This is a genomic window from Streptomyces sp. NBC_01618 (assembly GCF_045209435.1).
Taxonomy (GTDB): Bacteria; Actinomycetota; Actinomycetes; order Streptomycetales; family Streptomycetaceae; genus Streptomyces.
The window spans coordinates 7,789,003-7,801,311 of record NZ_CP109297.1 but is presented as its reverse complement, the minus strand read 5'-3'; the positions used below and the strand labels follow the sequence as shown (position 1 = coordinate 7,801,311).

Here is a 12,309-nt window from a genome sequence, read left to right as displayed (position 1 = left end):
TGTTCATGCACCGCAGAAGGATTCTTCAGGGCGCCGCCGTGACGGCGGCCGCCGCGCTGCTCCCCGCCTCGGCCCGCGCCGCGGCTGCCACGGCGGCGGGCGAGACGGACTATCCGCTCGCCCATTGGACGCCCGCCTCCACGTCCAACTACACGGCGTCGAAGCGCCCTTCGGCCTATCCGATCCAGTACGTGATCATCCATGTCACCCAGGAGACGTTTTCGAACACGATCGGGATCTTTCAGAATCCGGCGAAGCGGGTCTCCGCGCACTACGTGGTGCGCTCGGCGGACGGCTACGTCGCCCAGTGCGTCCGGGAGCAGAACATCGCCTGGCACGCGGGCAACTGGGACTACAACACGCGCAGTGTCGGCATCGAGCACGAGGGCTGGGTGGACCAGCCGTCCTACCTCACCCCCACCATGTATGAGAAGTCGGCGCTCCTGACCGCGTCGGTCTGTGACCGTTACGGCATCCCCAAGGACCGTGCGCACATCCTCGGCCATGCCCAGGTCCCCGGCACCGACCACACCGATCCAGGCCCGAACTGGGACTGGGTGCGCTACATCCGTCTCGTCAATCTCTACTCGGCCGGCTGACCGGCCCGCACGGCCACGTCCGGTCACTCTCCGCAGCACGGTTGTCACGTACGTCCGCTGCGGCCACGATGGGGTGGGCACGACGCCCCTGGACGGGAGGGTGAGTTGACGGACCCCTGGGTGGCCCTCACAGCCGACGCGGACCCCGGTGAACGGCTCGGCCAACTCCGGCATGCACACGAGGTGTTCACCGCCGCCGGATGGCTGGAGCGGCCGGTGCGTCCGGTGGTCGGCGAGTCCTGGCGGCGCTCGGCACGGGCCCGGGTCAGCCCGGACGGCGCCGCCCTGGTCGAGCTGGGCGCGGACGACCTCGGACCGTACCGGGACGGTCACCCCCTGGCCCCCGCCATGCCGGTGATCCGCGAGCTGATGAGCGCGTACGCGACGGACGGCGAACACCTTCTCGCGGTGTGCGACGCGCTCGGCAGGCTGCTGTGGGTCGAAGGACACGCGACGACCCGGCGGGCCGCGGGCCGGATGAATTTCGTGGAGGGCGCCCGCTGGGCCGAGTCCGTGGCCGGTACGAACGCGCCGGGTACGGCCATCGCCGTGGACCGGCCGGTGCAGGTCTTCGCCGCCGAGCACTTCCTGCGGCCGGTCCAGCAGTGGACCTGCGCGGCGGCGCCGCTCCACGACCCGCACACGGGCCGGGTGCTGGGCGCCGTGGACATCACCGGCGGGGACCGGCTCGCGCATCCGCACAGCCTGGCGTTCGTGCAGGCGGTGGCCCGCGCCGCCGAGTCGCAGCTGGCGCTCCTCGCGCCCGCGCCCGCCGGAGAGACGGTGCGGCTCAGTGCGCTGGGCCGGGACGAGGCGCTGCTCGTCGCCGGGGGCCGCAGGATCCGGCTCAGCAGGCGGCACAGCGAGCTCCTGGTGAGCCTGGCCCGCCATCCCGAGGGCCTCGGTGGCGACGAGCTCCTCGTCGAGCTGTACGAGGACGAGTCGGTGACCCCGGTCACGCTGCGGGCCGAACTCTCCCGGCTGCGACGGCTGCTCGGCCCCGAGCTGCTCCTCTCCCGCCCCTACCGTCTCTCCGCACCGGTCGACGCCGACTTCGACACCGTGGCGCGCAGACTGGCGTCCGGCGCGGTGGCGGCGGCGCTCAGCGCCTACGCGGGTCCGCTGCTGCCCGGCTCGCAGGCGCCGTCCGTCATCCGGCTGCGGCGCCGGCTCGACGAGCAACTGCGGGCCGCGCTCATCGCGCGCGGTGACCCGGGCCTGCTGGCCGACTGGGCATACAGCCCCTGGGGCGAGGACGACCTCCCCGTCTGGCGGGCGCTCGCGGCGGCCGTCCCCGCGGGGCGGCGCCCGGCACTGCTCGCCAGAGTCCGGACGCTGGAGTCCGAGCAGGGATAGCGGTGTTCCCGTGCAACGGGGTTGCAACATGCCGCTGGCTATCCTCGGCCCGAGGGCCGTCCAACGGCGGGCGGCACCGGATCCGGGAGGCCACAGAGATGACCCGTTACGCTGCGCCGGGCACCGAGGGCGCCATCGTCTCGTACGAGTCCCGCTACGACCACTGGATCGGCGGCTCGTACGTCCCGCCCGCCCGTGGCCAGTACTTCGAGAACCCCAGTCCCGTCAACGGCCGCCCCTTCACCGAGGTCGCCCGCGGCACTGCCGAGGACATCGAACGGGCGCTGGACGCGGCACACGCCGCGGCCCCCTCGTGGGGAGCGACCGCGGCGGGCGAGCGCGCCTCGGTCCTCAACCGGATCGCCGACCGGATGGAGGCTCATCTGGAGGAGCTGGCGGTCGCCGAGAGCTGGGACAACGGCAAGCCGGTACGGGAGACGCTGGCCGCGGACATCCCCCTGGCCATCGACCACTTCCGCTACTTCGCCGGTGCGCTGCGCGCTCAGGAGGGGTCGCTCAGCGAGATCGACGACGACACGATCGCGTACCACTTCCACGAGCCGCTCGGCGTCGTCGCGCAGATCATCCCGTGGAACTTCCCGATCCTGATGGCGACGTGGAAGCTGGCCCCGGCGCTCGCCGCGGGCAATGCGGTGGTCCTCAAACCGGCCGAACAGACCCCCGCCTCCATCCACGTATGGCTGAAGCTGGTGTCCGACCTCCTGCCGCCCGGCGTCGTCAACATCGTCAACGGCTTCGGCGCGGAGGCCGGCAAGCCCCTCGCCTCCAGCCCGCGCGTGGCGAAGATCGCCTTCACCGGTGAGACCACGACGGGGCGGCTGATCATGCAGTACGCCTCCGAGAACATCAAGCCGGTGACGCTGGAGCTCGGCGGCAAGTCGCCGAACATCTTCTTCGACGACGTGTGGAACGCGGACGACGACTTCCGCGACAAGGCCCTCGAAGGGTTCACCATGTTCGCCCTCAACCAGGGCGAGGTCTGCACCTGTCCGTCGCGCGCGCTGATCCAGCGCGGCCACTACGGCGAATTCCTGGAGGCGGGCATCGCCCGCACGGAGAAGATCGTGCCGGGGCACCCGCTGGACACGGACACGATGATCGGCGCCCAGGCCTCCAACGACCAGCTGCAGAAGATCCTTTCGTACCTGGACATCGGCCAGCAGGAGGGCGCGAAGGTCCTCACGGGTGGTCAGCGCATCGAGTACGACGGGGAGCTGGCGGGCGGCTACTACGTCCAGCCGACCGTCTTCGAGGGCGACAACCGGATGCGGGTCTTCCAGGAGGAGATCTTCGGCCCGGTCGTGGCGGTCACGTCCTTCTCCGATTTCGACGACGCGATCGCCACGGCGAACGACACCCTGTACGGCCTCGGCGCGGGCGTGTGGACCCGCGACATCAACACCGCGTACCGGGCGGGCCGCGCCATCCAGGCCGGCCGGGTCTGGACGAACTGCTACCACGCGTACCCGGCGCACGCCGCCTTCGGCGGGTACAAGCAGTCGGGGATCGGCCGCGAGAACCACAAGATGATGCTGGAGCACTACCAGCAGACGAAGAATCTACTGGTGAGCTACTCGCCGAAGAAGCTGGGCTTCTTCTAAAGGCATGAAAGAAGGCGCCTGACCTGGTGCTTTACCCAGATCAGGCGCCTTCTGGGAGCGCCCGGCTGCGAGGGCAGGTTCGCCGGCGCCATGACCTTGTTGGTGCGGACGCGGTCTTCGACCTCGGCGTGGTCGCGGTGCAGAGTGTCGAGGAACTGGATCTGGTGGGAGCCGGCGATGCCCCACGTACCTTTGAACGTGGCAGCGGCCCCTTGCTTCCTGGACGCGCTCGTGATGACCGTGGCGTCCAGGTCGACGACGATCCAGCCCGTCAGCCTCCGCCCGGCCACCGTGAGCCACGGGAAGCCGCCGGGCCGCAGGCGGAGCAGCATCCACACGTGCCGGCGCACCCGCCGTCGCACCTTCGCGATCTTCATCAGGGTCGTGTCGTCCAGTTCGACCAGCCGGCGGCGCATCGTCGAGTCCGGGGCCGCAGGGCCGAACAGGCCCTGGTGGTGGATCTGTAGCTGCTCGGCCTCCAGCAGACTCCACGCCCCGAGCACCATCGCGACTGCGAGCTGGACGAGCACACCAGCCCGCTCCCGCCACCCGGCACTCGTGCTGGAGGGAAGCACCCCGGCGAGCCCTCGCGTCAGCCCCACCCGGTCCGCCAGTCGGCGCAGCAGCACCGCCCCCACATGCCCGACCAGCCCCTTCCCGTCGGCTGTCGCGGACAGCCCACGGTCCCACCCTGTACGCTCGCTCACCAGAAAGGTGTCCTGAATTCAGCACCGGATACGGCCTAGACACTCGCACCCTTGCAGGTCAGCGGCACCTTTCTACTGTCAGGACGTCAGCTCGCCCAATTCCGATGAATAGCCGGGGTCAAAGGAGCGAACCGGTCGGTATGAGGGGCAGCCGTGCCGTGACCTCGAACCCCCCGCCCGGAGTCGGCTCTGCGTTGAAATCTCCGCCGAGCAGTTGACAGCGCTCGCGCATGCCCAGGATCCCGCGGCCGGACTTGTCCCGCTTGCCCGTGCCCGTGCCGTTGCCGGACGGCCGACGCGCGGGGACGCTATGGGGACCGGCGCGGCCCTGGTCGGTGACGCGGATCTCCAGGTGGTCGATCCCCGGGTTCACCGCGACCGTGACCTGAGTCGGGCCGGTGTGCCGGATGATGTTGGTGATCGACTCCTGGAGAATCCGGTAGGCGGCACTGTCCACCGCACTCGGCAACGGCGCTGCGGGCGAGTCCACTTCGAGCGTGACGTCCAGTCCGGCGGCGCGTGCCTCGGCGGTGAGGTCGTCGATCTGTTCCAGGCCGGCGTGCGGCACGGGGTCGTCGTTGTCGCCACGGAGAACGCCGAGGATGGCTCGCATCTCCTGGAGCGTCCGGGCACTTGTCTGCTCGATGGTCTGCAACGCTTCGCGTGCGTGTTCCGGTCTCTTGTCGAGCACGTGCGCGGTGACCCCGGACTGTACGTTGATGATCGCTATGGCGTGAGCGACGGTGTCGTGGACTTCGCGCGCGATCCGGAGCCGCTCGGCATCGACCCGTGCGCGTGCTTCTTCCTCCCGGGTCCGTTCCGCCAGTTCCGCACGCTCTTGAGCGTCGGCAGCGATGACCCGCCGGGACCGGACGGACTCGCCGAGAGTCGTGCTCATGACCGTCACACCGATGCGGAAGAACACCCAGCCGATGGCCTCGCGCGGTTCTACGTCGGCCGATGCGAACAGCCACCCGCTGGCCAGGATCACGGTGCCCACGCCGGCGATCGCCAATGACCGGCGCCCGTCACCGTAGGCGGCGACGGTGTACAGGGCGATCATGAGTCCGAGCCAGCCGTAGCCGTCGGGGAACTCGAGGGCGTAATACACCAAGCTGGCGACTACGGCGGTGACGAACACCAGAACGGGCCACACGCGGCGGACGACCACGACCAGGCCACCCACCACCAGCAACGCGTATCCAAGGTATCCGAAGTCGGCGAGCGAACGCTGTTCTGTCCCCCTGGCGGCGGCGAGGGCGACCGTTCCCTGCACCTGCATCACGGTGACGAAGAGCGCGAGCAGCACGTCTTGGGTCAGCACCCGCAGCGAGAACGACCCGGGGCAGAGTTTCATACCGTGATCCTACTGTTCGGGTCCACGGACAACGCTCCGCTCAGACGCGCGACTTGCTACGTCGACAGGCGCAGCGGGGCACAGCAGGATACGCCCGATTGCGTAGGCATCACCATCCGTCGTCAGAGGCCAGGGCCTCCTCGCCTGCGGGACGATCGCCGTTGTGACCGATCAACCTCCCCAATATCGAGAAGCGAGCCATGCCGCAAGGCTCAACCACTGAGGAGCAGATGATGACAACCGAGTCTCCACGTACGGATGGAGCTCTGGCGGGACTGGGTCGCTTCTGTTTCCGCCGCCGCCGCCTGGTCCTGCTGACCTGGATCGTCGGTGTGATCGTCGTGGCGTTCGTCGGCTTCAATTTCGGCGCCGCCTCCGACGACAACTTTTCCGGCGGAGACTCCGGGTCGGCCAAGGCGCAGGAGCTGATTCAGAAGCACTTTCCCGAACGGTCAGGGGACACGCTGACCCTCGCGATCAAGGCGGACAAGGGAATTGATGCCCCTGCCGCCCGACAGGAAATCGAGAAGGTCGTCGCCGAAATCTCCGACTCGTCCATCACCGGGCCGGTGGTCTCGCCATACCAGGACGCGAACCTGGTGACGAAGGATCGTCGTATCGCCCGTATGACCATCCCGCTGACCGACAAGGAGGTGGAAAAGAGCGACGTCAAGCCCTTGGTGGACGTGGTCAAGGACGCCTCCGACGACAGCGTCACCCTCGGGCTCGGCGGGTACATGGCGGAAAAGGCCGAGACCCCCAAGCAGGGTCCGGCCGAAAGTGTGGGCATCCTGGCGGCAGCGGTGATCTTGTTCATCGCCTTCGGGTCGCTGGTGGCGATGGGCCTGCCGATCGTGACCGCCCTGCTGGCACTCGCGGCCGGCCTCGCGCTGATCAAGCTGGTGGGGCACGTGGTCCCCGCGCCGAGCTTCACTGTGATCTTCGGCGCGATGATCGGGCTCGGTGTGGGCATCGACTACGCCCTGTTCATCGTGACCCGCTACAAGGACGGCCTGCGGGACGGCGATGACCCCGAGACCGCAACCGTCACGGCCATCACCACCTCCGGTCGCGCGGTGCTGTTCGCCGGCCTGACCGTCGTGATCGCGTTGCTGGGCCTGATCGTCATGGGACAGCGGCTGATGACCGGGGTAGCCATCGCCACGTCCATCGCGGTGCTGTTGACGATGATCGCCGCGGTGACCCTGCTGCCGGCGCTCCTGGGGTTCACCGGCTACAAGATCAACTCGCTGCGCCTGCCTCGTCGCGCGTCCCGCCGGAACCAGCCGGTCGATGCCCAGTCCCAGCGCCGTACTCCCGCCGAGCGTTGGGCCGGCGTGGTGCAGCGCAGGCCGCTGATTGCTGCGACCCTGGCCGGCGGGTTCCTGCTGGTGCTGGCCGCCCCCATGCTGGATATGCGGCTGAGCCAGCCCGACGCCAGTGTCCAGCCCCACGACCGGAGCAGCTACATCTCGTACAAGATCCTCTCCGAGGGCTTCGGTCCGGGCTTCGGAGCACCGCTGATCTTCGCCACCGAGGTCGACTCCGCGAACGCCGATCTGAGTCCTGTTGTCGCAGCGGTCAGCAAGACCGAGGGCATCGCCCAGGCCACGCCGCCCCAGGTCAGCAAGGACGGGCAGGCCGCCACCTTCACGGCCTTCCCCACGACCGGATACCAGGACGAAGCGACCGCGGACCTGGTGCACAAGCTCCGCGACGATGTGCTGCCCGAGACGCCCGGTGGTGAAACTGTCCTCATCGGCGGACCGAACGCCAGCGTCATCGATGTCTCCGAGGAATCCGCCGAACGTCTGCCGCTGATGATCGGGGTCGTCATCGCGCTGTCCATGGTGCTGATGCTCGCGTTGGTCCGGTCGGTCACGATCGCCCTGCAGGCCGCGGTGATGAACGCGCTCTCGATCGGCGCCGCCTTCGGTGTGGTGGTCGCGATCGTGCAGTGGGGATGGCTCGGCACGGCCTTCGGCTTCCCCACCGAGATGCCGGTCACGAGCTGGGTGCCGATGACGATGTTCCCGGTCCTGTTCGGCCTGTCGATGGACTACCAGGTATTCCTGATCTCGCGGATCCGTGAGGAGTACGAGCGAACCGGCGACACCCGGCTGTCCGTCACCCGCGGGCTGGCACGGACCGCCAGGGTCATCACGGCCGCGGCCGCCATCATGATCGCCGTCTTCATGACCTCCGTGTTCGGGCCCGACGTCGCAGTCAAGCAGGGGGCCGTGGGCATGGCCATCGCCGTGTTCATCGACGCCACCATCGTGCGGATGGTTCTGATGCCCGCGGTGATGGAACTGTTCGGCAAGGCCAACTGGTGGATGCCCGGACGCTGGGCACCGAAGACGGTCTCGGCACCCCCGGCTGAGGTCGAGGGAGGGGTCAAGGTCTGACCCTCCGTCAGCCTGGATCCACCGTCACTGTGGATCCAGGCTGACCCACCTGCGCTTTCTCAGATACGCATCAAGCATGGGCAAGAAACTCCATGTCCGTCCGTCGCTTGCTCACCGCCGCACCGACAGCCCTGCTCGGGGTGCTGGCACTTGCCGCACCGGCAGCCGCACAGGACAGCGGTGGCTCCGGCCGGGCCGTGTCCGGGGTGGCCCTGCTGCGTGGTGCGTTCACGCACGAGTCCGGCGGCCTTGAGACGGGCCAGCGCGAGATCGAGCAGCCGGTCGGCACGGTCGTCCTGGGCGAGACGCTCGCGAAAGTCGGCCAGCACGCTGTGGTGGAATCCGGGATCGTCCAACTCCATGGCCAGCGCGTATGTGAGGTCGATGCGGCAGCGCACCGCCTCGGCAGCCTGCCGGTCCGATAAGTCAAGCAGAAACTGCAGCACACAGACGGTGGCCAACTGGGCGGGTATGAGGCCCGGACGCCCGTCGCGCGGGTACCAGCCGGCGAAGTCCTCGTCGCACCACAGCCCGTCCAGCCGGTCTCTCACCCACATCGCCGACGTACCGCCCGGGTTGCGCGCCCGAGCAACCCGCGCAGTCAGAGAAGGAATCTGCTCACCGGAACGAGGACGGAGCGACAACGGACACCTCGATAACTGCATCGACCTTCGAAACAGTCCCGAGCATGCCCCTTGATCATGCTGCCGCACCGGGAAACTCCAAGATCCCCGACAGAGTCAAGCTAAGGGCTGACGAGCCCTGTCCGATAGGCGATGACGACCAGTTGTGCGCGGTCCCGCGCACCCAGTTTCACCATCGCGTGGCTGACGTGGGTGCGCGCGGTGGCCGGGCTCAGGCACAGCCCGGTGCCGATCTCGTCGTTGCTCAGGCCCTGTCCGACCAGAGCCAGCACTTCACGTTCGCGCTGCGTCAGGACCGCCAGCCGGTCCTCGCCGGCCTGCGTGGCGACCCGTTGCGCGGTGAACTGGGCGATCAGGCGGCGGGTGATCCGCGGGGCGAGCAACGCGTCTCCGGCGGCGACGACGCGGATGGCATGGAGGAGTTCGGCCGGTCCCGCGTCCTTGAGCATGAAGCCGCTTGCGCCGGCCTGCAGTGCTTCGAAGACGTACGAGTCGGTCTCATAGGTGGTGAGGATCAGGACCCGGACATGCTGAAGCCCATGCGTCTTGACGATCTGGCTGGTTGCCTGGATCCCGTCGAGCTTCGGCATCCGGATGTCCATGAGCACAACGTCGGGGCGGGTCGCACGGGCCCGCTCGACGGCCTCGGCACCGTCGGTGGCCTCCCCGACCACCTCGATGTCGTCCTCGACGTCGATCAGTACCTTGAACCCGGATCGCACGAGACGCTCGTCATCGGCGAGCAGAACTTTGATCGGAGCGTCGCCGAGCGAGGACGTGCCTGTCGCGTTCATAGCCGCACCGTTCCGGTCGGCGTCAGGGATCGCATGCTTGCCAACACCGTGGCTCTGCGTTGCATACCCAGGATCATACTGCCGGGGCGGTTAACGCCGAGTACTCGTCCATCCGTAATCCTCTACGGCGCAGAGCGCGATCGAACGCCCATGGCGTACGCAGATCTGCGTACGCACAGCCATCCGCTATCGGAGGACGTTCCGGGTCGTCGACGCGACGATCCCTTCGTGAACCCGCCGACGCAAACAAGCACGTCCGTGACCACACCAACCCGAGGGGCGCTCTTCGATGCGTAAAACCATCGCCGGACTGGCGGCAGTGCTCGTGCTCGCGATCGCAGTGCAGTTCTTCCTGGCCGGCAGCGGAGCGTTCGACACCGCGCCCAACGACGAGTCCTTCCGGCCGCACCGGGCGCTGGGCTACATGATCGTCCTCCTTGCGCTCGTCACGACGCTGACCGCCGCGCTGGCCCGCATGCCCGGTCGGCTCGTTGGCATGACCGGTCTGCTCGCCGGGCTGGGGATTGCTCAACCTGTGATCGCGACCATCGCCAAGGCATTCGGTGACACGGACGACACCACGACCGCGGGTCAACTCGTCTTCGGCCTGCACGCGGTGAACGCGCTGATCATGGTGGCCGTGGCCGTCAGGACCCACCGCCAGGCGCGAGAGCTGTCGAACTCCTCGGCATCCACCGCGCGGGCCGCCGGTGACGATGCCCGAGCTGCCGGACCCACCTCGGGATCCGCTCAGTGACCACGGCCCAGTTGATTCTCCTGGACCACGCCGTCGCCCTGCTGGGCGTCGTATCGTGGTTCGGGGCCGGCGTCGCGGCGGCCCTCCGGCGCCACCAGCTCGGATTCGGACTGCTCATCGCAGCTGTCCTGGTCACGCTCGCCCGGGCTGCCACCGTGTCGGTCCTGGCCGACCGCGGCTGGTGGTTCGTAGCGGAAAAGGTGCTGCTGGGGCTTCCGTTGCTCGGCGTCGCCGGGGTGGCCGCGGTGCTCATCGCGGGGCCTCGGCTGCGGGCGGCGAGAAAGGCGGCCGACGAACGCCTGCCGGCAGGCTGCGTCGTCTCGCTGTTCACCGCCGCTTACGCCGCGCTGGCCGGCCTCGTGGTGACCTTCCTCGCCGGGTACCCCCTCAGCTGGTCGACTGCGCTGATCACGGTCTCGCTGGTGTCAGCCGGCGCCGTGCTGACCACCCATGTCGTGGCGCGAGAGGCAGACGACGGGGGGCGCGCGGAGACGGACCGTCATGCCGCTTTCACCCGGCGGCGGTTCGTCAACACCGCAGTCGGAGCCGGTGTCGTGGGCGCGGGGGGCACAGGCGTCGGCCTGCTGTTCCGACCCACCGACTCCGTCGTCACCGGAGGCGGCCCCGCTCACTCGTCCAGCTCCCATCAGGCACTGTCGGTGGCAGATCTGCGCGGCCTCGCGAGTCCGTCTCCCGGCGGTGCCAGGCGCCGGCACGTGCTCACCGCGAAGAAGGCCACCGTACGACTGGCGTCCGGACGTGAGATCGACGCGTGGACGTACAACGGCCAGGTACCGGGCCCGGCGATCAAGGCCACCGAGGGCGATCTGATCGAGGTGACGCTGCGCAACAGCGACATCGAGGACGGAGTCACACTGCATTGGCACGGCTACGACGTGCCGTGCGGTGAGGACGGTGCGCCGGACCTGACACAGCGTCCGGTGGCACCTGGTGAGGAGTTCGTCTACCGATTCCGCGCCGACCAGGTGGGCACCTACTGGTACCACACCCACGAGGCATCGGACCCCGGCGTGCGCAAGGGACTGTACGGGACACTCGTCGTCACACCACGAGACGGACAGCCGCCGGGTGAAGGCTCCGGCCGGCAGCAGCTCGACCTCACGCTGCCCGTGCACACGTTCGCCGGCACCGTGGTCGTTGGGGATCAGGACAGGCGCACCGCACACACCGCGGCCCCCGGTATGGCGGTACGGCTGCGGCTGATCAACACCGATTCGGATCCGCACCGGCTGACGCTGGCCGGGACGCAGTTCCGGGTCGCGGCCGTCGACGGCCGCGACCTCAACCATCCCGAGCAGGTCCGTGACATGAGCGTGCGGCTGCCCGCCGGCGGGCGCTACGACCTGGTGTTCGTCATGCCGGACACGGCCGTCGCGCTGGTGCTCGACAACGACCGCGACACCGGGGTGTGGCTGCGCCCGGACGACGCCGAACGCGAGCCGCGGATCAAGGACACCTCCGACTGGCCGGAGCTCGATCTCCTGCGGTACGGAACGCCTGCTTGTGCCCCGTTCGATCCGGACGCCGCCGACCGGGACTTCGCCCTCGTCCTGGACCGCGCGGTCGCCATGGTCGACGGCCGGCCGGCCTACGCACAGACGGTCAACGGGCTGGGGCACCCATCGATCCCGGACCTGCTGGTCGCCGAAGGCGATGTCGTCCGGTTCAAGGTCGTCAACCGAAGCCTGGAGACCCACCCCTGGCATCTGCACGGCCATCCCGTGCTGATCCTGTCCAGGGACGGGACGCCCTCATCCGGCAGTCCCCTGTGGGTGGACACGTTCGACGTGCGGGCGGGAGAAGTCTGGGAGGTGGCGTTCAAAGCCGACAACCCCGGGATCTGGATGAATCACTGCCACAACCTGCCCCACGCCGAGCAGGGGATGATGCTGCGCGTCTCCTACGACGGAGTCACCACGCCCTTCGGAGACGCACACGCCAGTCACCGGTAGGAGTCGGCGGCACCGTGACCGGTGCCGTCGGCGGTGTCACTGCGGGCGGAGCAGCGCGACGGTGCGGTCCCGCCGTTTTCGCGCGAGCAGGC

At 68.8% G+C, this 12,309-nt stretch carries 10 protein-coding genes; 6 read left to right on the top strand and 4 right to left on the bottom strand.

What is annotated here, in order from left to right; genetic code table 11:
• Positions 1-5: 5 nt before the first annotated feature.
• From OH735_RS36360 to OH735_RS36350, 3 genes are all read left to right on the top strand, one after another.
• Positions 6-599, top strand: coding sequence for an N-acetylmuramoyl-L-alanine amidase (locus OH735_RS36360; RefSeq protein ID WP_406385998.1), 594 nt, complete (start codon positions 6-8; stop codon positions 597-599).
• A 105-nt stretch (positions 600-704) separates the two neighbouring features.
• On the top strand, positions 705-1,955 hold the full coding sequence (locus OH735_RS36355; RefSeq protein ID WP_406385996.1) for a GAF domain-containing protein: 1,251 nt from the start codon (positions 705-707) through the stop codon (positions 1,953-1,955).
• 98 nt (positions 1,956-2,053) lie between these two features.
• Entirely contained in the window at positions 2,054-3,577 is a 1,524-nt protein-coding gene (locus OH735_RS36350; RefSeq protein WP_406385994.1) for an aldehyde dehydrogenase family protein, read from the top strand.
• Here OH735_RS36350 and OH735_RS36345 read toward each other — a convergent pair.
• On the bottom strand, positions 3,574-4,284 hold the full coding sequence (locus OH735_RS36345) for a hypothetical protein (RefSeq protein WP_406385992.1): 711 nt from the start codon (positions 4,282-4,284) through the stop codon (positions 3,574-3,576). The two genes, OH735_RS36350 and OH735_RS36345, sit on opposite strands and share 4 nt — an antisense overlap.
• A gap of 118 nt (positions 4,285-4,402) precedes the next feature.
• On the bottom strand, positions 4,403-5,641 hold the full coding sequence (locus OH735_RS36340) for a sensor histidine kinase (protein ID WP_406385991.1): 1,239 nt from the start codon (positions 5,639-5,641) through the stop codon (positions 4,403-4,405).
• 233 nt (positions 5,642-5,874) lie between these two features.
• Between OH735_RS36340 and OH735_RS36335 the strand changes: the two genes are divergently transcribed.
• Positions 5,875-8,049 (top strand): MMPL family transporter, encoded by a 2,175-nt coding sequence (locus tag OH735_RS36335; protein WP_406385989.1) that lies wholly within the window; start codon positions 5,875-5,877, stop codon positions 8,047-8,049.
• A 59-nt stretch (positions 8,050-8,108) separates the two neighbouring features.
• Here OH735_RS36335 and OH735_RS36330 read toward each other — a convergent pair whose 3' ends face one another.
• Positions 8,109-8,606 carry a transposase gene (locus OH735_RS36330; protein WP_406385988.1) on the bottom strand — a complete coding sequence of 166 codons (498 nt, stop codon included), beginning with the start codon at positions 8,604-8,606 and terminating at the stop codon, positions 8,109-8,111.
• Between the two features lie 188 nt (positions 8,607-8,794).
• Positions 8,795-9,487, bottom strand: coding sequence for a response regulator (locus tag OH735_RS36325; protein ID WP_406385987.1), 693 nt, complete (start codon positions 9,485-9,487; stop codon positions 8,795-8,797).
• A gap of 289 nt (positions 9,488-9,776) precedes the next feature.
• Here OH735_RS36325 and OH735_RS36320 point away from each other — a divergent pair, with 289 nt between their 5' ends.
• Positions 9,777-10,244, top strand: a complete 468-nt coding sequence (locus tag OH735_RS36320) for a DUF6220 domain-containing protein (protein WP_406385986.1) — start codon at positions 9,777-9,779, stop codon at positions 10,242-10,244.
• Positions 10,241-12,217, top strand: a complete 1,977-nt coding sequence (locus OH735_RS36315) for a multicopper oxidase family protein (protein WP_406385985.1) — start codon at positions 10,241-10,243, stop codon at positions 12,215-12,217. The genes OH735_RS36320 and OH735_RS36315 overlap by 4 nt, the downstream gene beginning before the upstream one ends.
• The last annotated feature ends 92 nt before the right edge of the window (positions 12,218-12,309 follow it).